The organism is Pseudomonas linyingensis (assembly GCF_900109175.1).
GTDB classification, from domain to species: Bacteria; Pseudomonadota; Gammaproteobacteria; order Pseudomonadales; family Pseudomonadaceae; genus Geopseudomonas; species Geopseudomonas linyingensis.
This window is the reverse complement of record NZ_FNZE01000009.1, coordinates 67892-89712: the sequence shown is the minus strand read 5'-3', so window position 1 is coordinate 89712 and position 21821 is coordinate 67892. Positions and strand designations below refer to the sequence as shown.

The 21821-nt window shown below is 65.7% G+C and carries 28 protein-coding genes; 2 read left to right on the top strand and 26 right to left on the bottom strand.

Annotation, left to right across the window (positions count from 1 at the left end; translation table 11 throughout):
- Positions 1-73: 73 nt before the first annotated feature.
- From BMZ19_RS12515 to BMZ19_RS12395, 26 genes are all read right to left on the bottom strand, one after another.
- Positions 74-301, bottom strand: a complete 228-nt coding sequence (locus BMZ19_RS12515) for a pseudouridine synthase (protein ID WP_090311382.1) — start codon at positions 299-301, stop codon at positions 74-76.
- Positions 294-725, bottom strand: coding sequence for a hypothetical protein (locus BMZ19_RS12510; RefSeq protein WP_090311380.1), 432 nt, complete (start codon positions 723-725; stop codon positions 294-296). Before BMZ19_RS12510 ends, BMZ19_RS12515 begins: the two co-directional genes overlap by 8 nt.
- Before the next feature lie 2 nt (positions 726-727).
- Positions 728-3754: a hypothetical protein gene (locus BMZ19_RS12505; protein WP_090311377.1), complete on the bottom strand. Its 3027-nt coding sequence runs from the start codon at positions 3752-3754 to the stop codon at positions 728-730.
- 4 nt (positions 3755-3758) lie between these two features.
- Positions 3759-5432 carry a hypothetical protein gene (locus BMZ19_RS12500; RefSeq protein WP_090311376.1) on the bottom strand — a complete coding sequence of 558 codons (1674 nt, stop codon included), beginning with the start codon at positions 5430-5432 and terminating at the stop codon, positions 3759-3761.
- Positions 5432-5992 carry a hypothetical protein gene (locus BMZ19_RS12495; RefSeq protein ID WP_090311375.1) on the bottom strand — a complete coding sequence of 187 codons (561 nt, stop codon included), beginning with the start codon at positions 5990-5992 and terminating at the stop codon, positions 5432-5434. The genes BMZ19_RS12500 and BMZ19_RS12495 overlap by 1 nt, the downstream gene beginning before the upstream one ends.
- Positions 5989-6660, bottom strand: a complete 672-nt coding sequence (locus tag BMZ19_RS12490; RefSeq protein WP_090311373.1) for a phage adaptor protein — start codon at positions 6658-6660, stop codon at positions 5989-5991. Before BMZ19_RS12490 ends, BMZ19_RS12495 begins: the two co-directional genes overlap by 4 nt.
- 3 nt (positions 6661-6663) lie before the next feature.
- On the bottom strand, positions 6664-7128 hold the full coding sequence (locus BMZ19_RS12485) for a hypothetical protein (protein WP_090311371.1): 465 nt from the start codon (positions 7126-7128) through the stop codon (positions 6664-6666).
- A gap of 56 nt (positions 7129-7184) precedes the next feature.
- Positions 7185-8129, bottom strand: a complete 945-nt coding sequence (locus BMZ19_RS12480; RefSeq protein WP_090311369.1) for a phage major capsid protein — start codon at positions 8127-8129, stop codon at positions 7185-7187.
- Between the two features lie 46 nt (positions 8130-8175).
- Complete coding sequence (locus tag BMZ19_RS12475) at positions 8176-9090, bottom strand: hypothetical protein (protein ID WP_090311368.1); 915 nt, start codon at positions 9088-9090, stop codon at positions 8176-8178.
- A gap of 159 nt (positions 9091-9249) precedes the next feature.
- Positions 9250-9426: a hypothetical protein gene (locus BMZ19_RS22395; protein ID WP_170847755.1), complete on the bottom strand. Its 177-nt coding sequence runs from the start codon at positions 9424-9426 to the stop codon at positions 9250-9252.
- Positions 9383-11542, bottom strand: a complete 2160-nt coding sequence (locus BMZ19_RS12470) for a portal protein (RefSeq protein ID WP_090311366.1) — start codon at positions 11540-11542, stop codon at positions 9383-9385. Before BMZ19_RS12470 ends, BMZ19_RS22395 begins: the two co-directional genes overlap by 44 nt.
- A complete protein-coding gene (locus BMZ19_RS12465; protein ID WP_090311364.1) occupies positions 11539-11928 on the bottom strand; it encodes a hypothetical protein in 390 nt (129 codons plus the stop codon). The genes BMZ19_RS12470 and BMZ19_RS12465 overlap by 4 nt, the downstream gene beginning before the upstream one ends.
- Positions 11925-13529: a terminase gene (locus tag BMZ19_RS12460; RefSeq protein WP_425287171.1), complete on the bottom strand. Its 1605-nt coding sequence runs from the start codon at positions 13527-13529 to the stop codon at positions 11925-11927. Before BMZ19_RS12460 ends, BMZ19_RS12465 begins: the two co-directional genes overlap by 4 nt.
- A gap of 53 nt (positions 13530-13582) precedes the next feature.
- Complete coding sequence (locus BMZ19_RS12455; protein WP_090311360.1) at positions 13583-14155, bottom strand: hypothetical protein; 573 nt, start codon at positions 14153-14155, stop codon at positions 13583-13585.
- On the bottom strand, positions 14152-14595 hold the full coding sequence (locus BMZ19_RS12450) for a lysis system i-spanin subunit Rz (RefSeq protein ID WP_090311358.1): 444 nt from the start codon (positions 14593-14595) through the stop codon (positions 14152-14154). The genes BMZ19_RS12455 and BMZ19_RS12450 overlap by 4 nt, the downstream gene beginning before the upstream one ends.
- A complete protein-coding gene (locus BMZ19_RS12445; protein ID WP_244517191.1) occupies positions 14592-15068 on the bottom strand; it encodes a hypothetical protein in 477 nt (158 codons plus the stop codon). Before BMZ19_RS12445 ends, BMZ19_RS12450 begins: the two co-directional genes overlap by 4 nt.
- Complete coding sequence (locus BMZ19_RS12440) at positions 15068-15382, bottom strand: phage holin, lambda family (protein ID WP_090311354.1); 315 nt, start codon at positions 15380-15382, stop codon at positions 15068-15070. The genes BMZ19_RS12445 and BMZ19_RS12440 overlap by 1 nt, the downstream gene beginning before the upstream one ends.
- A gap of 458 nt (positions 15383-15840) precedes the next feature.
- Positions 15841-16701 carry a hypothetical protein gene (locus BMZ19_RS12435; RefSeq protein ID WP_212633228.1) on the bottom strand — a complete coding sequence of 287 codons (861 nt, stop codon included), beginning with the start codon at positions 16699-16701 and terminating at the stop codon, positions 15841-15843.
- Positions 16702-16751: 50 nt separating this feature from the next.
- The gene (locus BMZ19_RS12430) at positions 16752-17354 is read right to left on the bottom strand and encodes a hypothetical protein (protein ID WP_090311349.1); all 603 of its coding nucleotides are present in this window, start codon (positions 17352-17354) and stop codon (positions 16752-16754) included.
- Positions 17355-17475: 121 nt separating this feature from the next.
- Complete coding sequence (locus tag BMZ19_RS12425) at positions 17476-17916, bottom strand: RusA family crossover junction endodeoxyribonuclease (protein WP_090311347.1); 441 nt, start codon at positions 17914-17916, stop codon at positions 17476-17478.
- Positions 17909-18175, bottom strand: a complete 267-nt coding sequence (locus BMZ19_RS12420) for a hypothetical protein (protein ID WP_090311345.1) — start codon at positions 18173-18175, stop codon at positions 17909-17911. The genes BMZ19_RS12425 and BMZ19_RS12420 overlap by 8 nt, the downstream gene beginning before the upstream one ends.
- Positions 18168-18737, bottom strand: a complete 570-nt coding sequence (locus BMZ19_RS12415) for a hypothetical protein (RefSeq protein ID WP_244517189.1) — start codon at positions 18735-18737, stop codon at positions 18168-18170. The genes BMZ19_RS12420 and BMZ19_RS12415 overlap by 8 nt, the downstream gene beginning before the upstream one ends.
- Positions 18694-19107, bottom strand: coding sequence for a DnaT-like ssDNA-binding domain-containing protein (locus tag BMZ19_RS22660; protein WP_244517207.1), 414 nt, complete (start codon positions 19105-19107; stop codon positions 18694-18696). Before BMZ19_RS22660 ends, BMZ19_RS12415 begins: the two co-directional genes overlap by 44 nt.
- 643 nt (positions 19108-19750) lie before the next feature.
- Positions 19751-19948 carry a hypothetical protein gene (locus tag BMZ19_RS12405; RefSeq protein WP_090311340.1) on the bottom strand — a complete coding sequence of 66 codons (198 nt, stop codon included), beginning with the start codon at positions 19946-19948 and terminating at the stop codon, positions 19751-19753.
- Positions 19949-19967: 19 nt separating this feature from the next.
- On the bottom strand, positions 19968-20321 hold the full coding sequence (locus BMZ19_RS12400; protein ID WP_090311338.1) for a hypothetical protein: 354 nt from the start codon (positions 20319-20321) through the stop codon (positions 19968-19970).
- Between the two features lie 33 nt (positions 20322-20354).
- Complete coding sequence (locus tag BMZ19_RS12395; protein ID WP_090311556.1) at positions 20355-20543, bottom strand: Cro/CI family transcriptional regulator; 189 nt, start codon at positions 20541-20543, stop codon at positions 20355-20357.
- Positions 20544-20654: 111 nt separating this feature from the next.
- Between BMZ19_RS12395 and BMZ19_RS12390 the strand changes: the two genes are divergently transcribed.
- Both BMZ19_RS12390 and BMZ19_RS12385 read left to right on the top strand, forming a co-directional pair.
- A complete protein-coding gene (locus tag BMZ19_RS12390; protein WP_090311336.1) occupies positions 20655-21353 on the top strand; it encodes a LexA family transcriptional regulator in 699 nt (232 codons plus the stop codon).
- 23 nt (positions 21354-21376) lie between these two features.
- Entirely contained in the window at positions 21377-21808 is a 432-nt protein-coding gene (locus BMZ19_RS12385) for a hypothetical protein (RefSeq protein WP_090311334.1), read from the top strand.
- Positions 21809-21821 lie beyond the last annotated feature (13 nt).

Below are 21821 nucleotides of genomic sequence, written 5' to 3'. Positions count from 1 at the left end.
GCCTGCCCTTTCTGCAGGGGCACAGGGCCGGCGCAGCCGACCAGCAACAGGCACGCGGCCAGCAGAAAACGGATCATGTACGCGCCTCCGGGGGGAGATGCCGGCGTTCGCGCTCGGACTCGAACGCCCGACGGCAGTGGTCGGCTTGCCAGAAGAACAGCCCGTCGATGACTCGGCGGGCCAGACTCCAGCGGCGCTTGCGCCCGTCCATGCGGTAGGCGCGGCTGGACAGGGTTTCGTCCGGCCAGCCGGCCAACAGCACGTTGACGAGCTGATCGATGGCGATCAGCAGGTTAAGCATCCGGCTCGCCCTCGGTCACAGGCGCCGGGTGACGCAGCGCGTACAGGTACTGCGTCTCGGCGCTCGCCCCATCCACCAGCGACTGGGCAGCGGCGCGCTCGGCGGCATCCTCGGCATTACCCTCGACCGCCGACAGCGCGAGGCGAGCCAGCGCGGCCTCGTGATCGAGCACCGCCTGCAGCTTGATCATGTCGGCACGCGCCGCGACGCCCTCTTCCTGAGCTGCGACAACAACGGCCCGGAAGGCTTCCACTTCGATCTCGTCCTCGGCCGACAGCGGAACGCCCAGAGCGACCCCCTGCAGCTTGCGCACCAGGATGGTTTCGGCCTCGGCCGAGACCTCGCTGCGTACCAGCGCCTCGGTACGGCGGACGATGTCCGCCTCGCTCCACACGTCGTTGCTCAACAGATCCACGCAGCTCATGGTCAGGCCCTCACAGTCATGATCGAAACCCAGGCGCCGTTACCCGGCGCCACGGCGAAGTTGACGGTCCAGCGGAAACCGTCGAATGCCAGGGTGTAGTCCTTGGTGCTGCCGTTACGCTTGAGCACGCCGGCCGAGTAGACGCCGACCACACGGACGCCGATCGGCAGGATGAACGCGGTCTGGCCGGTGATGGCGTCGAACTCGTGGAACACGGGACGGGAGCCCAGCGCGCGGGCTGCATCGTCCAGCCGCTCAACCTCCTCGCGCAGCGAGTAGGCAGGGACGTAGATGTCGACGGCCGATGCACCCGCTTGGGCGACCGCACCGCCGCTGGCCGACAGCGCCTTGACGGCACCCACCGAGGTGGCTTCGCTGGCGACACGGACCAGGCCCTGGAAGGCGCTGCGCCCCCAGCTGGTGCCGACGTGCAGCAGGTCGGTGTCCTCGTCGTAGGTCAGCGCAGTGACCGCGCTGGAAGTGCCGGCCAGAGCGCACTGGGCGTTATCCTCGAACAACTTGCGCTCGGTCTCGTAGATGTACTTGAGCTGATCGGCGCTCGGCCACATCGCCGTGGCGCGCAGCATGGCCAGAGCGCCGTTGGTGAGCGGTAGGGTGCCGTCGACGCCAAGACCGACGCGCAGCACCGCGTTGCTGTTGTTGAGCGAGCCGACCGAGCCACGGGCCACCGGGGTGGCCAGATCCTTCCCGCCCGCGCTCACCAGGCGGAAGTTGGTGCCATCGAAGCCCATAACCAGCCCGGTGCGCCAGACCGAGTCATCAATCACCGTAGAGCTGGTCAGGGTGATGGCGTTGGTGCCGTCGCTGAACGTCGCCTTGAGCGTCCCAGCGGCCAGCACTTCGAGACGGATGCGCGCGCCCGAGTAGGCGCCGCCGGTGTAGTAACCCCGCTCGAACACCACCTCGTCGGCCGAGTTGGCGGCTTCTTTCAGCGGCACGAGGAATGCGAAGGCGGCGGTGCCGAAGTCCAGGTCGCTGCTGTAGGGGCGTTCCAGGTAGTTGGCGGTCGAGAAACCGGAGATCGCGCCGAGGCCGGCACCCGTGGCCACCGGGGCACGGGACAAAGCACCTTTGACCCCCAGGCCAATGTTCTTGACCGATCGGTCGGTGATGATTTCTCGGACAGAGACGTTATCGAAGTCGGCATAGTTGCCTGCATTCGGGAAGCTTGCCGAAGCCGGGGCCGCAACACGTAGGCGGGCTGTGGTCGCCCCCGTAGTAGTCGCGGTAAATTCGTAGGTCTTCCCCGCGTCGACAGCAATCGTCGCCGAGCCACCTACCGTGAAGTAAGCCCGCCCGTTTGCATCGTTGCTACCGCTGCCGAGACTGAAACGGTAAGACTTCCCAGCAACCACACTGAGCTGCTGCGTCGCATCGGCGAACGCCCCGCCTGCCGCGGCCGTGACCCGTAGCGCGCCGCCAACCACCGACAAAATCGCGTTATCTGCCGTCCAACCCGTGGTGTCCGTATCGAACCCACCATTGGTCACCAGCTCGGTATCCGCCAACGTCTCGGTCACGCCATCGGCTCGGTTGATCCAAGCGCCGCGAATGTCGCCGGGCATCCAGCCGCTGGCATAACTATGCGCACTTATGGCCGCCATTGCTTTTGTGGGTCCCGCTACGTTTTCGCGCAAATGGATCACGCGGCTGTACGCAGCGGCGGCCCCCGAAACTGCAAAGGCGGATTTGCCAGCGGGGCGGCCAGCAACCTTTACAGTTGTGCCCCATCCACTCAAATAATGCGAAGGTACTGTGGCATAGGATCTGCCAGCGACAAACGACCAATTCGGTACGTCCCATAAGTTGACTGTTGGGTTACCTTCGCCGCCTCCTGCGCCGCTATCCGTAGCGGAGTAGAACAACAGCCCATCGCTGTCTAAATGCACAGTGCGGCTTTTGGTGCTACCGAAACTGCCCACCGTCCCATCGTGCTTGATCACCGACACCCCGCCGTCGGTCGCCACGGCAATCGTCGGCACCGGCAGCTCAGTGACCGGGTCGATGGGGGAGTCGGGGAGGACGGTCAGAGCCACATCGTTGACCGCACGGTTCGCCAGCGCCCAGGAACTCGGTAGCCACGTCGGGCGCCCGTTAATTGCTGCGGGAGTGGGACCGCTGACCAGACGAGTTTCGTAGTAGAAGTTGCTGCCCCAGACCCAGAACCACCTGTTGTTGAGCAAATCGAACTCGCGCAGCCCGTCATAATCGGACGCGCTCGCATCGTTGTGTGCCGTCAGAATCCGACCCTGCCCTGCGCACACAGCGACAGCCGCCTTGAACCAGATTGCATTTCCGGAGATGAATACGGCCCACATGGGGGAGCCCGGCTGAGTCAGGTCCCAGACTACCAGCCGGGTATCCTCGAGCGTGATCAGCGCCCGCGCCGGAAACTCCCGCACATTGCCCCGGAACACCTCGGTCCTGCCGCTGCCCTCGTTCAGGGCGTAGAACTTCGCGTTGGTGGTGTCGTAGTAGTAGTCGTTGGTAGTCGCGCCGCTGATCGCGCGGGCCGCCGCCTCACTGGCTGCTGACCCCAGCCACTTGCCATAGATCGCTTCCCGGTACCAAGACGCGTGCTGGCAGCGCTTGCGCCAGGCCCCGCCGTCCGAGTCCTTGCTGGTGTCGTAGATCACCGCGTCGACCAGGGTCGTCGAGGCGAACACGGTCTGGTCGATAGCGGCCAAGTCGAGCTTGCTGGTGGTCTGGCCGAGCACGGCGCTGGCCGCAGCAGCAGCACTGGCCGCAGCTTCGCCGGCTTTGCTGGTAGCGGTGGCGACGCTGGTGGCCACGGCAGTCTGCACGCCGGTAACGGTGCCCGCGCTGGCTGCCGCATTGTTGGCGTGGGCCTGGGCGGCCGTCACGTTGGCGGAGGTGACGTTGATGCTGGCCGCCGCCTCGTCGATGGCCTCGTTGGCCTGCTGCTGGGTGCTCGTGACGGCCGCTACCAGCGAAGCATTGGTAGAGACGAGGGACTGGACCGCCGCCTCCAGGGTTTCGTAGCTCATCGGACTACCTCGTTGTGAGAACGATCAGGTTGTTGGTAAGCGCCACATCGACGATGGCGCGGTTGGCGTAGGTCAGTTGGACGGCCTCGTCGATGGCAGTCAGATCCCCGTACAGGGCTTCGGCACCGGAAGCTGCAGTCTCGGCTGCGGTCCGGGCGGTTTCGGCGGCGCCGCGCTCGGCGGCAGCCACACCGGCATGCCCAGCGGCTGCGGTCTGCTGCTGACTGGCGTGCGATGCAGCCGCGTCCGCCGCCTGTCGGGAAGCCTCGGCCTGCGCCTCCGACTGGGCGGCGGCCTGGGCATTCGCGTCTGCCGTCAGCGCGGAAGCGGCAACAACGCCTACCGTCGCCTCGGCGGCAACGGCGGACTCTTGCGCCTCGTCGGCCCACGCCTGGGCGGCGGCGCTGTGGGATTGCGCCTGCTGGGACGCCTCGTCGCTGCGCTCGGCATGCTCCGCAGCTTCGGTCAGCAGCGCCAGGGAGCGCGCCGCGTGCACCGTGAACAGCAGATCCGACTGCAGACGGTTGGCATAAGTGAGTTGCACGGCTTCATCGATGGCCGCGAGGTCGCCGTACAGCGACTCGGCGCCAGTGCGGGCCGCTTCAGCAGCCACACGATCCGCATCGATCTCACTGCGCAGGTTCTCGGCGTGGACGATCAGGTCCGCGCTGCGATCCAGAGAGGCCGTGGCGGCCTCGACGGCATCCTCGGCAGCGGCCTCGGTCGCCATGCGATCCGCAGACACCTGGGCCGCGACGCCTAGCACGGCAGTGCGATCTGCCGCCACGGCGGCTCGGTCTGCAGCAGCAGCCCCGGCGGCGGCACTGGCGTCGTTCGCGCTGATCTGGGCGGCGCCCGCACGCGTCTGCGCCAGCACTGCCGACTGCTGAGCGGCGGTTGCACTGCTGCCAGCAGCGACGCTGGCATCCTCGACGGCGGTGCGGCTTGTGGCGGCTGCGGCCGCATCGTCCTCGGCGGCGGCCACGGCGGCCTGAACAGCCTCGAGCCCGCCGAACAGTGACAGCGCCGACTGGGTGGCGGCCTGGGCGCCGGCCGCACTCTCGGCGGCCTCCTGGGCGCTGGCGGTGGCCGCGCTTTCCGACTGGGCGGCGACCTGGCTGGACAGTTCGGCTGCCTGATGGGCGCTTTCGGCGGCTTCGGCAGCGTCGGCCGCCGCCAGGGCCGCGGTCTGCGCCTCGACCCGCAGCGTCTGTGCTGCAGCGATGTTCGAAGCGGCTTCGATGGCGTGCGCCTGTGCAGCGTCGCGCGCCTCGACTGCGTTGGTCGCGGCGTCCGCCGCCTGGATGCGGTTCTGCTGGATGAGGGCGATGGACGCCTCGTCGTAGGGCTTCGGCGTCGGCGCCGGCAACATCACGATGTCGTGCAGCCAGACCTCGATGCCGGACTCCGGCACTGTGACCAGCTCATCCAGGAGCCTCGCGCCATCCGAGCCGCGCGCGGTGATGCGGTACTCGACGCCGGTCATGCCGACGGCGCTGGGCCACAGGACCAGCTCCGCAACGCCCTCCGCATCGGCCACGGCCTCGACCTGGCTGCGGTCGATGTAGCCGTCGACCAGACTGATACCCACGTCCGACAGGCGCGCCGTGACGCTCGCGCCAGCAGCAGGCAGACCGGATGGAGTGGAGACCCTGACCCGCAGCGTAGTGGTCTGCATCAGGTGAACCTCCTCGTGCGCATGCGGATGCTGCCGTGCTGCATGCCGTCGACGGCCATCTGCCGGGCATCGCTCTGCGCATCCAGGAATCGGCGCCGATGGAACTCGGCGAGCTCGGGGTCACGCCACGGCTGCGGCAGCCTCAGCAGGCGGTAGCGGGCGCCGTCCAGCAGCGCCTCTTCCCAACGGGCGATCAGCTCGGCCGGCATGTCCTGGCCGTAGGCCGGCCGGCAGGCGATGGCCCCCAGCAGGGTGCTGCTGTCCGGCATGCCGCACAGGAACTCGACGCCAGTGTCGTGCTGGCGGTAGTCGACGCCCGGCCGCAGGGGGCGCCCGTCGAGCAACAGGCGGATGATGCGCAGCGCCTCGGCACCGGCTGGGGCCTCGACCTCGGCATAGGGGGTGTTGGCGGCGACCACCACCGGGCCGTCGCGCACGATCCAGACATTGCCCTCGGCGCACAGCTCGCGCTGGGCCCAACGCAGCATGTCGCGGATGGTCGCCAGCGGGCAGCCGGGCAGCTCGGGGCTCAGGCTCTCGGCCAGCTCTTGGGTGTTCATGCCGGCGCGCCTCCGTTCGGGCTGCTCGCGCCGTCAGCCTGGATCTTCAGGCCGAGGGCCGCCTGTGCGGACTGCGAGTGCAGCGCGGCCCGGCTGAGGTTGGCCGCCGTCTCGGCATCCTTGGAGAACGCCCGTGCCAGCACCAGGTCCAGCAGGATCGGCACATAACTGTCGGGCAGCCGCAGCGACTCGATCGACGCGGGCGATGCCTCGCTGGAGAGGTGCGGCGCCGGCACCTTGGAGTACACGACCTCCAGCCTGGCCGTAGCCTTGGCCGGCGGGTAGACGAAGAAGCTCCGCGGGTCGAGCTCGTCGAAGGCGAAGTGCTCAATGGCCTCGGTTTGCGCCTCGCCATGCCAGCGGCGGCGGGTCGCGTCGAGGGTTTCGCGGGCGATCCGGATCACGGCCAGGCCTGCAGCACTGCCGGCGCGGTTGCAGATGACGTCGATCAGCCGCTCGGCGTCAGCCGGGACTCCCTGCCGGGTACCGGCCGCGCAGGCCAGCTCGGCGGTCACCGCATTCGCCGAGGGGCGAACGTCCACCACCACCGCGTAGGCCTCGTTGAGCCAGTCCAGCAGCTCGGTATTCGTCCAGCGCGTGCCGTCCTGGGTGATCTCCTGCAGGATCGTGCGCGCTCGGGTCAGCAGCTGGCCGACAGTCGCTGCCATGGCTCAGACCTCTTCCAGCTCGGTCAGCCCGGCGAGAGCCGACGTCCAGACCAGCAGGCGGCCATTGTCTTTGTGGCGCAGCAGGCGCTGTTTCGGTACCGGCGCAACCGGCTCTGGCTCGTCCTCGAGCTCCGGCAGTTCCGGGATGGGGTTAGGCGCAGGCGCGGCCGACTCGGACTCCTCCGCGAGTTTGGGCAGCTCCGGCAGCTCCAGCGACTCCAGCTGCTCAAGCGATTCCAACGAAACAGGGATCGCCGCAGGTGCCTGTGCAGGTACCTGCGCGGTGACGGGCGGCTGGGGCACCGGATCGCCGTCAGCTGCATTGAGCCCCGCCAGAACCTCGGCGCGCAGCGTCTCCAGGCTCTTGCGCTTGTCGATGTTCAGGCCCAGTTCCGCCAGCACCAGGGCTTCCAGCGCCCCCTTGTCCGCCGCAGCCTTCACCGCCTCGATCAGTTCATGCAGTTCCATGGTGGTCTCCAGAAACGGCAAAGCCCCCGATGTGGGGGCTCTGCTCAAGGGGTGGGTCAGCCGCGGGTGGCGTACAGGTGGCCGATGGCTTTCGGGTCGATGACCTTGGAGCCATAGACGTTGAGGCCGCGCACCAGGTTGCCGAAGTCGCTCGGGTTCTTCAGCGTCTCCATCTGGGTCATCTGGCTCGCGAAGGTCAGCGCCTTCTTGTGGCCGAACATGACGTTGGTGCACTTCTTGTTGCCGGCCGCCACGTCGTTCACCACCGACAGGTTGTTGCTGAGGTAGACGGTGAAGCGGTCCAGCTGGCCGAGCTTGCCGTTGCGGAACACCGAAACGGAGTCGCCCATGATGCTGGCGTCCTTCAGGTCGGACTTCTTCAGCATGCCGCCCATCCAGGCCGGCAGGATGATCCAGCGGTTGGTCTCCGGCACGTTCTGCTCGTCCAGCACGGTGCCGCAGTCGACGATCAGATCGAGCACGTTGGTCTTGCTGACCGCCACCGGCGTACCGGCGACACCGAGGTTGATCGCATCGGACTTCGCGCCGGCAGTGGCACCGGCGTTGTCGGCATGCACGTCGGCGTAGTGGCGGGCGAGGATGTCGGTGTCGATGGCGATCTTCATCTGCTCGCCGCCGTCGTCCGAGAACTCGTCCATCAGCTTGATGTCGGCCTGGTAGCGGTCAATGTCGTTGACCTCGAACGCGAAGTACTTGGCCTTGTCGATCTGCAGCTCGACCTTGCCGGAGGTCGGCTTCTCGTAGGTCAGGCCGCCGCCGATCTGGTAGTCGCGGATGGTGATGTTGGGCACGGTGCGGATCTGGACGGTATCGCCCTGGTTCTTGATCTCGCCCTCGTAGTCGGTGTTGGCGATCTCGCCGAAGCAGGTGGAGGCATAGAGCTTCTCCACCAGCTTGCCGGACCAGATCTCGGGGATGAAGCCAGCGGTGCCGCTGGAGCTGTAGTCGGGGTGACTGCCAGCGCGGGTCGGGCCTGCCATGATGATTCTCCTGAAACGTGACGCCTCTCGGCGTTATCGGGCCGCCTTAGCGGATACGGCCCTGGGCCTGGGCGGAAAAGATGTCGGCTTCGAGCGCGGCAGCCTTGTCGGCCGGCATGCTCGCCTTGTCCCGGTAGAACTGGCTGATCTCGCCGCGGGTCCACACCTTCGCCGCCGAAGGCTCGGCGGGCGCGGCGCGGGACTGGCGCGGCTGTACCAGTTCGTCGGGGATGGTGGTTTTCTTCGGCGCAGCGCCCGCGAACGACCGGAAGATGGTCGCAACCCGGTACGGATCGAGGGAGTGCTGCGCGCTGGCCAGCAACTGCTGGCGAGCTGCCCCGCTCATGGGGTCGATTTCGGTAAGCCAGGCCAGGAAGTCCGGGTTGGCGTTGATCGCACGGAAGTTCGGTACCTGCTCTTCGAGTGTTGCCCAGAAACGAGCCTCGGCGTCCTGCTGCTTCTCCTCGCGCAGCTGGCTCAGCTCGCTCTTGATGGTCTGCAGGTCGCCTTGGTCGGCCTTGGAGGCCTGCGCAGCGGCAGCACTGCCGGCGACGCGCTTGATCAGGTTGACCAGGTCAGGTCCGAACTCGTCGATCTCCTCCGGCGTCAGGTCGGCCATAGCCTCTTGGGCGCGCTGCACGGCAGAGCCTTGCTGGGCACTTGGCGCGGCGGCGATCTGCTGCTTGAGGGTGTCGATTTCCTTGCGCAGCGCAGGCACCTCGACGTTGTACTTGCCCTGGATCACGTCGAAGCGGTGGCGCCAGTAAGCGGCGTCCCGGGTTTCGGCCTGTGCAGGCGGCGTCGGCTCAGCGGATTGCGCGGTATCGACGGGTGCGGCGTCCTGCGGTTTGGCCTCGGGAGTCGCCTGGTCGGCGGGATTCTCGGCCTCGGCCGGCTTGTTCAGCTGGCTCTGCAGGCGCTGGGCGGCGTCGATCTGGTCTTGCACGGAGCGGGGTAGCATTCGGGTGTCTCCTTGACGCCTCTCGGCGTTGAGTGAGCCGGCGGTCGCCGGGGTTCACGTTTCGGGTTCATGGGTTCGTCGTGCATGGCCGGGCACGACGAGCAGTCGCCCATAAGCAAACCGCCCGCAGGCGGCTTGGTTATGCGCACTGCGGTAGCGTCACTGGCCGCGCTGGGCCTGTTCGCGCGCCACCTCGCGGCTGTTCTCGATCTCCTCCAGCAACTCGGCCAAGGCCGCGGCGCGGCCCTGCAGGCGGTAGATCACCGCCGGGTCGCCATGCTGCTCCAGCTGGTCACGCGCCCGTCCCCGGGCCTGGCGCAGACACTCCTTGAACACCTTCCAGTCCGGGCTGTTGCTGGACTCCAACCGGGACAGGGCCTTGTACTGGTCCGCCGATAGCTGCATTGAGTGCTCCCATGGTCTGTAGCTGGCCCAGCAGGGACTGGATCTCCAGCAGGATGCGTTGCGTCTCGGCCTGCGTCTTCTCGGCGCCGGCATGCTTCTGTGCGGCCTCGGCCTGGGCCTTTCCGGCCTCCAGCTGCGCCTGCTGCTCGGCCTGCTGGGCCTGCTGCTGGCTCTGCTGCTCGACGCGAGCCTTGATCGTGGTCTCGTCTGGAATCAGGTCGGGCATGTCCAGCTGCTCGCCCACCGAACGCAGGAGCCTGGCGCGGCCCTCGATGCCGAGGATCTGCATGTCCAGGTCGTTGGCCGTGCCCTGCAGGAACTGCTGACGGGCCTGCTGGGTCTGGTCGCGCAGTAGCTGGGCCGTCGCGCCCTGAGCCACCACACGGCAGTCACCCTTGATCGATGGATCGTCGCTGTAGCGCATGTTGTGCAGCCACAGAGCGCTGATCACCCGGCGGGTGACGCCGCGGTCGATGTGCCGGATGGCGTCCTTGATGCCCTTGTTCGCGCTCTCGAACAGCATGGACAGGCCGCGCGCGGTGTTGCCGGCGCCACCCACCTGCTCGTTACCATAGGCGTAGCGCGGGATGTTGGTGGCATCGTCGGCGCGCTGCTCCCACTGGGAGTAGACCTGCATCAGCTCGCCGGCCAGGCTGGCTGGCTGGTAGAAGCGAATCGCCGGTGCAGGCGTGCCAGTGCCGGTGCGGTCGGTCTTGGTCCGCCAGCGCTTCATCGGGAAGATCTCGTTCGGGTCTTCCCCAGGCTGCAGACGGTCGGTGGCCACCTCGATCTGCGGGCCGCTGGCGAACGCCATGTTGTTGGCTTGGGCGCGAGCGACGGCACAGCACATGTCCTGAATGTCGGCCATCAGCTCGGGGATGCCGATTCCCCAGAAGCTGCCCGGCACCAGCTGGAAACTGGCCTTGTGGTAAGGCCGCTCCCCCATCGGCGCCTGGTTGATCACACAGCGGATGACGTGCTGCCCGATCAGGATGGCGTCGATCTCGTACTCGGCCAGCGGGTCGGAGATCTGCTCGGGTTGCAGGCCCCACTGCAGCAGCATCAGGCCCTGGGCGCTGCCCCAGTAGTGCAGGCCCTCGATGGTCTCGCCCTTGTTCAGCCACTCGTTCTCGCGGTCCTCCAGGCGGGCGCGCTCGGCGTCGGTCGCCAGCCAGTCGCGCAGGCCACCGCGTCCGTAGTCGGTCAGCACCGCCTCCAGAGCCTCGCTCGAGTAGCCCGGCACGCCGCGCAGCCGATTCAGCCCGCCGCGGGTGTAGCGCTCGCGCTCGATCAGATATGCCCCGTCATCGATGTCGCTGGAGTCCGGCGACGGGTAGATGTCGTAGGGCGAGACGCGGGCGAACTGCGGCTTGATCGCCTCCACCTCGAGCATCTGCCAGCCCTCCCGCCAGGCCAGCTCCGGCACCCGCTGCAGGAGCGGACCGCGGATGAACGCGGCCGGGTAGACGCAGAAGTCGTCGATGAACGCCTCCAGCGCCTCGTACCAGCCGCCCTCGGTCAGTTGGTCGTCGATCACCTGCTCGTGGCGGTCGGCGATCTTGCGCGCGGTCTCCTGCAGGTAGCGGCGCATGGCCTCCTCGACCTGCTCGGGGCTCATCTGCTGCGCCTGCTCTCCCATCTGCTGGGCGAAGCGCTGCAGGTACTCCGGCGGAATCTCAGCCACCGGTGTCGGGTCCAGCCCCCACGGCCGGCCACTGGCCGGCATCAGCACGTCGCGGATCCAGGCCGCCGCGGCACGGGTCTTGGTGGTGGTCAGCTTCGGGTAGAGGGTCGATCCGCCCTCCTCCGCGATGCTGCGCAGCTTGTCCTGCTCGTAGAGCCCCTTCTGCCGACGCGCGCAGTCGAGCAGGCGGCGCTCGATCGGCTGCTTGGCGGTCTTGGCGCTCTCGAAGCAGCGACGGATGTGGGCGCTCAGGGAGGATTCGACCGCCTGCTGCCGCAGGGCCTGCTCGCGGCGCTGCTGCTCGATCAGCTCGTCGGCCTTGAGCGCACTGGCCGGCTTGAACTGCAGGAGACCCAGGTTCATCGGCTGCCCCTCATCGGATCGGCGCCCCTCAGCAGGGTGATGTGCTCGTGCATGGCTTCGATCTCGGTCTGACGCCCGGCCCGGCGCAGCTGGGCAGCGTGCTGGATGCCTTGCAGGTTCTCTAGCAGGTCACGCATGTAGGTCGCCGGATCCGCTGCGAACTCGGCCAGCCGCACATTCAGCTCGACGCCCATGCCGGCGGCGGTGTCGAACTGCAGGCGCACGGTCGGGTGCTCCTCGTAGTGCTCGACGATGATGCCGCGGTCGATCTGGATGGCCCCGATGTCCGGGCGCAGGCGCGGCGACGGCACAGCCAGCGGAGCCAGCTTCCCGGCAACGAAGGCCGCCACCTGGGCGGCGTTCACTGTGATGGTGGTGGTGCTCATGTGTGCGCGCCCCAGCGTGCTCGGCCCCGGCTGGTGTTCGCCGCCGGCGGTGTGTTGATGGCTCCGGTCGCGCGCTCGAACAGCCCGCACCGCGCCAGCGTCTCGAAGGCCTTGGCGCCGTGCGACGCCCAGTCGTGACGCGGCGTCGAGCGGTACACGCCCAGCCGGTCATCCCAGTCCTTCCGGTAGTTGTCCAGGCAGTCGACCAGGCGGTCGACACCCACCTTCTTGCCGCTTTCCTCGCTCTCTTCGTCCTGCGCGGGGTTCTCGGCGAACCAGCACAGCGGCAGGAACTGGCGAACGGCTTCGATCCCCTCGGCGTGGTTGCTGATCCGCGGGACGATCTCGAAGCGGATGCCGAACTCGGCCGCCTTGTCGATCCGCGCCATGCCGGTTCCCAGCTCGCGCACTGCCAGGTCGTGCGGGCCGTAGTGGGCGCCGTAGATGTAGCCCTTCTTGCGCAGCTCGTCGGCGTAGAACTCCAGCCCCTCGCCGCTGCCTTCGAGGTAGTCGATGACGTGCACCTCGCGGCCGACCACTTGGGCGAACACGATGGACATGTTGTCGCTCATGCCCAGGTCCCAGGCGGTGATGACCGGCAGGCTCGGGTTGTACTGCACCCGCCGGGTGATCCGGCCGTGCTTGCGCAGGAAGCGCATCTGCTGCAGGTAGTAGGCGCCCTCGACCGACTGGGCGAACGCCTCATCAGGGGTCGACGGGTACTCCCGCTTCATGTCGTCCTTGAGCGTCTCGACCTTCTTCGCGTACCAGGCCTGCTGCTCGGGCGTGGTCTTGATGCCGTACTTGTCGGCCAGCTCGCCGAAGTAGTCATGCAGCCATGACGGGATCACCACGCCTGCCGCATCCAGCCGGTAGGCCGGCTCGTCCCACCACGGGAAGAAGTGGAACTGCCAGTCCATCTCGGTGGGCGTCTTGCCGGCTTCCTTGAGCTTCTGCGCGATGGCGCAGTAGTCGAAGAAGTAGCCCTCCCGCCCCTCTGCGGTGCTCTCCAGCGTCACCTGGTTGCCCAGGCCGACCGCCTCGAAGGCGCCGGTGACGATCTCCTGCGCCTTGTCAGGAAACTTGCGGCAGATCTTGCCGAACTCGGAGACGTGCAGGCGCTGCAGGGTGCCGCCGCGGTAGCTGGTCGAGACGCGAATGCTCGAGCCGTTGTCGAAGACGTAGCTGTCGCCCTTGTCGCTCTTGGGTGCCGGCATCTTCAGGCCGATCAGCTGGAAGATCGCCTGCCAGGCCGCGGACTGGCGCAGCTGGTCGTAGGCGAACTTGATCTTGTTGCGGAAGATGTCCTGGGCATCGACCAGCGTGTGGGCAATGCAGCCGGCCGCGAAGTTTGCCGTCCAGAGGCAGTCGTCCAGCGAGTCGATCATCTCGAACGTGGTGAACCCGAGCTGTCGCGCCTTGAGAATGACGTCCCGGCAGTGGCGCTCGATGAATCGCTGCCGCTGCTGCTTGTTCGGCCGGAAGGTCTTCACCTTCCCCGACTTGTCCTTGATCTTGTACAGCGCGTTGAGCCGATACCACTTGTTGCCCAGCGCGAGGACCAGATCCTTCTTGTCCTTGAGCGTGCCGGCTCGGTGCATGGCCAGGTAGCGGTCGCCCTCTTCGACGATCCGGGCGCGAACCCGGTCGGCCATTACTCGACCACCTCGGCCAGCAGTTCGTCCAGCGTCTTGCCGACCGCCTTGCCGGCGCCGTCATCGTCCAGCCCGTAGGCCTGACGCTCCAGCCGGACCACCCGCTCCAGTGCCATCGTGGCATTGCCCAGCGTCTTGCCGGCATAGTCGAGCGGCACGTCGACCTCGGCGGTGTCGCCGCCCTTGAGCTGCACGGTGACCGTGCCCTTCTCCAGCTGCCGCTCCAGCAGATCCATCAGGCTCTCTGCCAGCGTCTTGGCCTTGCGCAGCAGGTGCTGGTGGCCACGAACGATGCCGGCGCCAACCTCCGCTGCCTGCTCGACGATCTCGGCGTCGGTCTCCGCCTTCACGACCTCCTGGGCGATGGCCCTGCCGGTCTTCTCGCGGACGCGCTGGCGGATCTGCTCGGACAGGTCACGCTGCCAGTTGCCCTCCTTGGCCCGGGCACGGATCGCACCCTCGCTCGGGCCGTGCATGCGCGACAGCTCGCGGTTGCTGTACTGGCCGGTGCGGTAGTCGCGCTCGATGGCGGCCCAGTCATAACGGGCCGTGGGGCGTTTCTTCTCGGTCATCGCACACATACCTCGCGCACGTACTGCTGCAGGCCGAGGATCATCTGACGACTCAGCGCGAGCTCGTCCCGGAGGGCGTGATAATCCGGTCGAGCGTCTGCTGCGAGCTCGGCGGCGCCTGCATCAGCCACGCCGGCGGCGCCGGAATAGGCGGGCACTGCGGGGCAGGCTGTCTTGACGAACAGCCGCTGGCCGCCAGCAGCAACGTCAGCGCGCAGGCGGTCGTTCTCGGCGCGGGCATGGCTCAACTCCTCGGTATGTTGCTGGTCGACGGCGTCGCGGGCGGCGAAGGCCTGTTCGGCCAGGCGAGCAGACTGCTGCAGCTGCTCGACCTGGCCCTCTGCTGTCGCCAGATCGCGCTGCAGGCCGCTGCGTTCGCTGGTCAGCCACAGCGCCAGCAGAGAGACGACGGCAAGGGCGGCCAGCAGCAGACGAATCATGCCGACTCCCGGATCTCGCGCAGGGCTGAGGCGTAACAGGCATCCCAGCGGTTGCGATGCGGCTTGCCCGGGCGCCAGGTGCGCAGGTAGAGCGCCCAGGCCTCGTCGGCCTTGCCGAGTCCGGGAAGGGGCTTGGGGTCGGTCCACAGAAGCAGGCGGCCGATGGCCATGGCCAGCACGTCATCACGCTCAAGGGAGGCATAGACAGCGGCGGTGGTCGGCTCGATGCCGCGGGCAGCACAGAGCGCCAGGGCGTGGCTGCGACTGGCCTCATGGGTCAGCACGCCGCGCACGCCGCCGGTCTCGAACTGGAGCAGACCGCGCGCGGGGCCACCGATCTGGCGGCGATGAACAAGGCCGGACTCCTGCAAGCCGATGGCGAGCAGTTGCGCCACAGCCTCGGGGCTGGCCATGTTGGACGGCAGCAGTGCCAGCGCCGGAGCGATGGCCTGGGCGCGAATCTCGCGGATCATCACTGCCCCTCCGACTTGCGCTGGCCGAGCCGGATCGCCCAGCGACGGAGTTCCTCAACCCCGACGAATCCGGTCATGCCGCCAGCGAACGTCGCCATGTTGTCCGGCAGGCCGAGCCACTGCAGCAGCGGCACCAGCGCAAGGGTAACGGCGCCGCACAAAGCGCCCTCGAGCAGCATCTGCCGGATGCTGCCGCCGCCGTAGACCACGCGCAGCACCGCGGTGATGATCGACAGGACGACCGCAGCCAGCGCCGGAGAGATGGACTGCAACCACCCGATCAGGTTGGCCAGGGTGTCTGCTTGCTCGTTCATCGAGTCCTCGCGGCCCGCATGGGCTGAATAGGTGCCCGGTTGCCCGGGCGATTGTGGCCACGCCTCCCGGCGTTGCCCTGGCGCGTCTCTCGACGAGGCCAAAACAAGAAGGCCCCGCAACACTGCGAGGCCCTATCAATCTGATGGCTGTCTTCCCAGCCTGCCCGCCACATGATCGGCGGCGCCGACACCCCAATGCATCGGTCTCGCCGTTCGATCAACGCGCCAGATCCCGAGTAACCGGAGGGGAACTGCGCGAGCTGCCGGTGTTTTCCATGACCACCCCACCGCCGGCCGGGAGTGTCCAGGCTATCCCCGAAGGGCCGCCCTGATGCGGGACCACCGTGAGCCGGTGGCGCACCCCAGAAACGCAAAAACCCGGCGCGATGGCCGGGTTTCTGTGCTTCATGCGGAATTTCGCACGATGGGAATATCGTGCCTAATACGGCACAAGCGCGTCAAGAGGATTCCTGTCCGAAACTTTCCACCGTCTCCGTTACAAGGTCGGCGAAGCTAACAAGCAGCTTCAACAGATTCCCTAACGTGTCGCCATATCCACCAAGCCTGCTCAGGGGGTTGTCCTGCGAAAGAGGCGTCTCAAGCAGGCAGACGATATTTCTACCGTCGTGTAACTCAAGGTACCCCTCGAAAAATGCTTTAAAGTCAGCCTTAAATTTTCCTTCCTCACCACTCTTCCCAAAAGCCTTGTTCACTATCTCATCAAGATTATCGACACACCCATTATTGTGGACAATCACATGACGAAACTTCTCTATCAGAAGCAGCACGACTCGATAGTTTACACCCCTAGCATCTTCAACTTCCAACCGCGCAAAATTCTCGGAAGAAGCACGAAAACGTTCGATTATGCTATAAGGTCGATCTTTCTTCCTTCTAGCGCGACCTAATAACCATTGGAAGTCTTTTTTGTCGACATCCTCCTGCACGACATCACCGAAATCTGACATCCACCAGACGCTCGGACTACGCATCGCTGCAGCTGCATATGACTCTTCGAGAAAGTCTTCCAAGGCCTCATACGCTTCGGCAAGTATCCATTGATACTGCTTGATCTTGTGGATCCGGCAGTCCACCAGAGCTTGCCCTACATCTGCCTCCCTTCCCAACGGGGCTATAGGGGCCCCATTCGAAGGTCTGTAGTATAAAAATCTTTGGGCTGATATGCAGTCACCCTCAGACACATTAATCCGCCTTAGATCGCGAACTTCATTGTCAATAAGCCGTTTGGTTGCTCCTTGCAGCAGCGACAACTGGAATATCCGTTCGGCGAACTTATCGAATAGAACTCTCGGCTCCATGAAGGGCCAACTCCCTATTGTTGTAGTGATGGCAAAGCAAGATGCCATAGCTATGCAGCGGTCGCTATCCCCCGCTCCTCCTCCAACACCCGCGCCACCGGCTCCAGCGCTCGCACGTCCAGCCGGTCGCACACCCGAAACAGCTCCTGCACGATCCAGCCCCACTCGCGCGACCAGTTGCGCCGCTCCAGCCGGATACCATGATGATCGAACAGCCAGGCCCGGAACGTCCCAGGGCGTTCCAGCGGATCCGGGTTACCCATCCCGCCCTGCACCATCATCCGGTACCGGTACAGCACCCCGCGTGCCACCCAGTAGCCTACCGCCTGCTTCTCGGCGCTCAGCTGGTCACGCTTCCCCCAGCGCAGCCACAGCAGCGCATGCGCGATCCCCAGCCAAGCGTTGGACGTCTCGATGTTGATCTCCGGCGCATACAGGTGGTGCCCAAACGCCCGCAGATCGGCTGGCAGTGACGCAATGGCGCACTGGAACCGTCCAGCCAGCGCCTGATGAGCGATTCTGTCCAACGACCGATCGATCTCGCTAAACTGCACCTGCCCCCAGAAAGCCTGCTCCACCAGCGACTCCAGCATGCACTTCCCACCCTGGTACATGCAGTCGTGCCACGCCTGCCGCGCACTCAGCAATTTCATTCCCCAATCCCCCGCGCAGATCGCGAAAATAAGCGCCAGGCACGAATTGCCGGCGCCAAGCCCACATCCCCCATGCGCGCAGTACGCGCCTGCGCACCTTGCGCAACTGCGTAGCTGCGCACTACGCGCCCTCCATCAGCGGCACGATCCGCACCCTGACACCGGGCGTCTCGCTGTACCGGCGCCGGAAAACCCCGTCGGTCGCCTGCACGTCGTCCTTCCAGACCACCCCATTGCAGCCGTCACAGATGGCTTTGAGCACGTTGTCCGTGTCGGGCTTCTTCATCGGCAGCAGCTCGCCGGCGAGCGCCTGGACCTTCCGCTTTTTCGACATGGATTGAGGTACCCCATGCAGGATGTGCAGCTCGATCAGCACCGGACCGGTGATCATGTCGCGGCCCTGCATCGCCTCTTGGGCGGCCAGCGCTACCAGTCCCTCGTAGGCCACGGTCTTGGCCGGCGTGAACATCCGGGCATGCGAACCGACCCGACCGATCCGCGGACGCCCCTTGCCCTGGGGCTCGCCCGGGACGGTGAACACGATGGGACGGAAGTCAGACATTGGCGGCCTCCATATCCGGAGTGCTGACTACGCCGACCACCAATGCCGCGGAAAGATGGGTGCCCCTTGCGTGCTTCAGGATGCCTTCAGCACTCCTGAGCATCTCCCGAGCAGTGGCTAGGTGCTTACCGGCCCGCTCGGGATGCTGACGAGCCAACGCAATGTTCCTACGGCACTCGCGCAGATCGAAGTCGGCCATGTTTCGGCAAATTCTCGCGTCCAGAAACCTCTGCAACGGCAGCATGCGCAGCTCAGCCATGTGCCTGCCCTCCGCGGCAGATACCCATCTTGGCCAGCAGCAGCGCGCGGGCCTGTTTCGGATCGGTCGGCAGCCCCTGGGCGGTGATCAGGTCACGAGCCTCCCGGTGCGAGTGGGCGAACTGGACCTGCATTGGGGTCTTCTGCTGGTGCTCGATCGCTTTCGGGATCTCCCCGTCCAGCGGCTTACCCATCGCGGCCCGAGCGCGGACGATGGCGTAGTTGCGGGAGAAAACCTTGCGCAGTGACCGGTCATCGAGCCGTGACGTGCGCAGGTCGTAGGTACCGGTGGCCTCGGCGGCGATCTTCACGGCCAGGTGGCCGTAGGTACCGCGCAGCGCCTGTCCCCAGGCATCGTCTTCGGTCGGCAGCCCCGGTACTTCCAGGCAGAGCGCCCGGAACACGTTCGCCGGCGGTGGCCAGTCGTACTCCTCGCCCTTGTCCACCAACGCGTTCAGGCCGTTGGCCAGGTGCTGGCCCGTGAGCCCCTTGAGCACGTTTGCCCAGGCGCCTTCCGGATCAGCCCTCTCGCCAAAATTCGCCGTCCAGCGGTGACCGTACATCTCCGCCATCTTCAGCCAGAGCCGCTCCAGCAGCCTGTCGGGCAGCTTCTGCGGCTGCGTTTGCTGCTCGGACTCGGTCGACGGCTGAGAGAGAACCTTGTCGACGAGGTCGCTGGTTACCCGCTGCGGATGGTTCTGCTGGTTGTTCATGGTGCCTCTCCCTGTTCGATTGAGTTCTGCGGATTGAGCGCTTCAGTGCCTGTGCCAGTTCATGCTCCCACTGGCCTTGGGATTGGTTCTTCTCGGGGCGGTTGACCCAGTAGGAGCGAAACTCCATCAGGGCCTCGTCGGTCAGCGCCTCGGGGGAGAGGCCGTTCCGGGTCGTCGTGGCTTTCCAGCCTTTCGCGCTGGGTACCCAGCCGTCACGCATCGGGAACCGGCAGATCGAGGCGAAGTCCTCGCGCGGAGAAGAAGTAGTAGGAAGATCAGGAGGAGGACCGGAGGTAGGCCCCACCTCTGGCCCTGCCTCCGACAAACCTCCGTTCCCACCTACGGCCCCGCCACCCCCCTCTTCCTCGCTGAAAGCCCCGTATTCCGTTGGCTCTAGCGATTTTTCTGTGGCCCCACCTGCGGCCCCACCTCTGGCCCCACCTTGGTCGAAAACCTGGCCCCACCTCCCCGAGACGGAGATATCGCGGGTCGCCAGAGGAAGCTCGAAAACGAACGGCCCCATGCTCGGCAGAAGAGCCAGCAGGCCAATTCGAACCAGGAAGTCCACGGCATAGCGGACCTCCTTGCGGGTAGCTGTGTGACCAGGCCGTCCAGGTGACGCCGGGGTGCTCAACAGCTCGCGCAGCATCTGCTCACTCAAGCGGCGCTTCACGCCGGCAATACCGGTGGTGAAGTCCATGTGCCTGCGGATCGCGCAGTACACCTTGAGCAGGTGGTGCGGCTCGTCGAAAAGCGCATCCCACTCTTCGTCGTTGATCTGAAAACTTGGCATTCGGCAATCCCATTGCGCCCTGGTAGGGCCTCCCAAGCCGAAGAGCCCCGCTCTCGCGAGGCCTCTCGACCTATCCCTTGACCAGCGTCAGGCGCCGGCCACTTGCTACGCTCAGCGCATAGAGCTGCTGCTGCAGGTTCTCCAGCGCCACGGCCACCAGGGCCTCGCTGAGATTGCAGCCACGCTGGACTGCCTCCCGACCGAGTTCCTGCCGCTCGGCCGGGCTGAGCCTCTCCATGGCCGCATCACACACATCGTTCGCAAACATCGAATCCTCCTAGGCCCTGTCAGGCGCTTTTCCGTTTCCGCACACTGGCCTCGCCGGCCTGCTTCACCAACTCCGCCAGCAGCTCGCTCAGGCGCTCCGGATCCAGCTGCTCGCCGCGGAACAGCGCCGCCAGGGTGTGCGCCTTCTGCTGCAGCGCCAGCGCCGCCAGGATCTGCTCCCGCTGGCTGCCCTGCTGCAGGCGGTGACCGATGAACATGCAGTCGCGGGCGTAGCCGGTCAGGTTCTCGGCGTGGCTCAACCGCGAGGCATCGATCAGCTCGCGGTAGTCATCGGTGCACACGCGCACCTTGATCTCTTCGGTCAGGTGCGATCCGGGCGCCTTGCGGCGCCGGTCTTCGCGGAGTTTCGTCATGGGGTGATTCCTCAGTTGTGGGGCGGGGCTGGGTCAGGCGGCGGGATGGGCGTCAGGCTTCTGGTCGACCTTGAACTTGCCCTTGGAGATGACTTGGATCTGGTACTGGCGGGTCTCTGGGATGGTTTCGCCCCACATGCTCACGGCGCTTGGGCTAACCCCCAGCGCTGCCGCGAGCTTCTTCTTGCCGCCGAAGTAATCGGCCACTTCTTGCGTCTTCATTGCGACGATCTCGGGTTGGTGATGCCGGAATTTCAGCATTCTTAAATTTAAGAGTCAAGGCCAACCCGAGGCAGATACATGCTTAAATTCAGCTAGCTTAATATCCGAGCCATGGAACGACACGAACGCATAGCCGAGGCGATTGCCGCCAGCGGGAAGAAAAAGGGCGAGATCGCCGCCGAATGCGGCGTCGCAAACTCGGCCGTCACCCAGTGGATCAATGGCGACAGCAAAAGCCTGAAGCCAGAGAATCTCTACGCCCTCGCGAAGGCAACTGGTTACAGAGCGGAGTGGCTGGCTATAGGGATGGGCCCCAAGCAGGAACTCGTCACGCAGGAAGTGGGAGGCACCTACGAGAGCCATCGCACTCCGCACGAAGACGACTACGCTCTGATCCCCCAGTACGCCATCAAGGGCGACTGCGGCGCCGGATACCTCAACGGCCACGTCGAAGTAAAAGGCGGCCTGGCCTTCAAGCGAGATTGGCTGGCCAAGATGCGGGTCAAAGCCGACAACCTGTACGTCATCTACGCCGATGGCGACAGCATGGAGCCCTACATTTTCGAAGGCGATGTGGTGCTTTTCGATGGCTCGGATACCGAACCACGCGACCGCCAGGTCTATGCCATCCGGCGGCCTGATGGCGGCATCAGCATCAAGCGCATCATTCAGCAGCTATCCGGCGCCTGGATGATCCGCAGCGACAACCCGGACAAGACCGCCTACCCGGACGAGCCGGTTTCTCAGGCAACGCTGCACGAAATGCCCATCCTCGGCCGCGTCATCTGGCGCGGCGGCGGAATCGGCTAGCAACCACAACGCAAGGAGGCGCCATGCAGACTTTCAAATACTACGCCAGATTGATCCTTGCCCTGCCCGTTGGGATTGTGGCTTGGTTTGCAGCTGTCGCCCTTTCGCACATTTCTATCTCGTCAGCCTTGGGCGACTCACTGCTAACCGAGATTGCTATCGCGTTCATGCCGGACTTGGTCGGTGCAGGCATTGGAGTGATGGCCACACAATGGATGGCGCCGCGATACAAAACGGGCTTGGCCCTGGCAGCGACTGGGCTGCTATTCCTAGTGACCGGCGGAATGATGACGCTTGCGTGGTATTCAGGTGCCCTAGCGTGGCCGATGGTCTTTGGCGCGCTTGGCAGTCTCATTGGTGCAAGCATCGCAGCCTATGGAGCCGTAAAGGAATCAAGGCGCCTTGCTGAATGGACGGCCTACCGACAAAGCCTTGAGGAGCAGACTTCTCAGTAATGCTGAGATACGT

Bases quoted from the DNA above. Each gene is read 5' to 3' on its own strand.
- BMZ19_RS12515 (WP_090311382.1), bottom strand. From the start codon at position 301: ATGCTTAACCTGCTGATCGCCATCGATCAGCTCGTCAACGTGCTGTTG.
- BMZ19_RS12510 (WP_090311380.1), bottom strand. From the start codon at position 725: ATGAGCTGCGTGGATCTGTTGAGCAACGACGTGTGGAGCGAGGCGGAC.
- BMZ19_RS12505 (WP_090311377.1), bottom strand. From the start codon at position 3,754: ATGAGCTACGAAACCCTGGAGGCGGCGGTCCAGTCCCTCGTCTCTACC.
- BMZ19_RS12500 (WP_090311376.1), bottom strand. From the start codon at position 5,432: ATGCAGACCACTACGCTGCGGGTCAGGGTCTCCACTCCATCCGGTCTG.
- BMZ19_RS12495 (WP_090311375.1), bottom strand. From the start codon at position 5,992: ATGAACACCCAAGAGCTGGCCGAGAGCCTGAGCCCCGAGCTGCCCGGC.
- BMZ19_RS12490 (WP_090311373.1), bottom strand. From the start codon at position 6,660: ATGGCAGCGACTGTCGGCCAGCTGCTGACCCGAGCGCGCACGATCCTG.
- BMZ19_RS12485 (WP_090311371.1), bottom strand. From the start codon at position 7,128: ATGGAACTGCATGAACTGATCGAGGCGGTGAAGGCTGCGGCGGACAAG.
- BMZ19_RS12480 (WP_090311369.1), bottom strand. From the start codon at position 8,129: ATGGCAGGCCCGACCCGCGCTGGCAGTCACCCCGACTACAGCTCCAGC.
- BMZ19_RS12475 (WP_090311368.1), bottom strand. From the start codon at position 9,090: ATGCTACCCCGCTCCGTGCAAGACCAGATCGACGCCGCCCAGCGCCTG.
- BMZ19_RS12470 (WP_090311366.1), bottom strand. From the start codon at position 11,542: ATGAACCTGGGTCTCCTGCAGTTCAAGCCGGCCAGTGCGCTCAAGGCC.
- BMZ19_RS12465 (WP_090311364.1), bottom strand. From the start codon at position 11,928: ATGAGCACCACCACCATCACAGTGAACGCCGCCCAGGTGGCGGCCTTC.
- BMZ19_RS12460 (WP_425287171.1), bottom strand. From the start codon at position 13,529: ATGCACCGAGCCGGCACGCTCAAGGACAAGAAGGATCTGGTCCTCGCG.
- BMZ19_RS12455 (WP_090311360.1), bottom strand. From the start codon at position 14,155: ATGACCGAGAAGAAACGCCCCACGGCCCGTTATGACTGGGCCGCCATC.
- BMZ19_RS12450 (WP_090311358.1), bottom strand. From the start codon at position 14,595: ATGATTCGTCTGCTGCTGGCCGCCCTTGCCGTCGTCTCTCTGCTGGCG.
- BMZ19_RS12445 (WP_244517191.1), bottom strand. From the start codon at position 15,068: ATGATCCGCGAGATTCGCGCCCAGGCCATCGCTCCGGCGCTGGCACTG.
- BMZ19_RS12440 (WP_090311354.1), bottom strand. From the start codon at position 15,382: ATGAACGAGCAAGCAGACACCCTGGCCAACCTGATCGGGTGGTTGCAG.
- BMZ19_RS12435 (WP_212633228.1), bottom strand. From the start codon at position 16,701: ATGGAGCCGAGAGTTCTATTCGATAAGTTCGCCGAACGGATATTCCAG.
- BMZ19_RS12430 (WP_090311349.1), bottom strand. From the start codon at position 17,354: ATGAAATTGCTGAGTGCGCGGCAGGCGTGGCACGACTGCATGTACCAG.
- BMZ19_RS12425 (WP_090311347.1), bottom strand. From the start codon at position 17,916: ATGTCTGACTTCCGTCCCATCGTGTTCACCGTCCCGGGCGAGCCCCAG.
- BMZ19_RS12420 (WP_090311345.1), bottom strand. From the start codon at position 18,175: ATGGCTGAGCTGCGCATGCTGCCGTTGCAGAGGTTTCTGGACGCGAGA.
- BMZ19_RS12415 (WP_244517189.1), bottom strand. From the start codon at position 18,737: ATGTACGGTCACCGCTGGACGGCGAATTTTGGCGAGAGGGCTGATCCG.
- BMZ19_RS22660 (WP_244517207.1), bottom strand. From the start codon at position 19,107: ATGCGTGACGGCTGGGTACCCAGCGCGAAAGGCTGGAAAGCCACGACG.
- BMZ19_RS12405 (WP_090311340.1), bottom strand. From the start codon at position 19,948: ATGTTTGCGAACGATGTGTGTGATGCGGCCATGGAGAGGCTCAGCCCG.
- BMZ19_RS12400 (WP_090311338.1), bottom strand. From the start codon at position 20,321: ATGACGAAACTCCGCGAAGACCGGCGCCGCAAGGCGCCCGGATCGCAC.
- BMZ19_RS12395 (WP_090311556.1), bottom strand. From the start codon at position 20,543: ATGAAGACGCAAGAAGTGGCCGATTACTTCGGCGGCAAGAAGAAGCTC.
- BMZ19_RS12390 (WP_090311336.1), top strand. From the start codon at position 20,655: ATGGAACGACACGAACGCATAGCCGAGGCGATTGCCGCCAGCGGGAAG.
- BMZ19_RS12385 (WP_090311334.1), top strand. From the start codon at position 21,377: ATGCAGACTTTCAAATACTACGCCAGATTGATCCTTGCCCTGCCCGTT.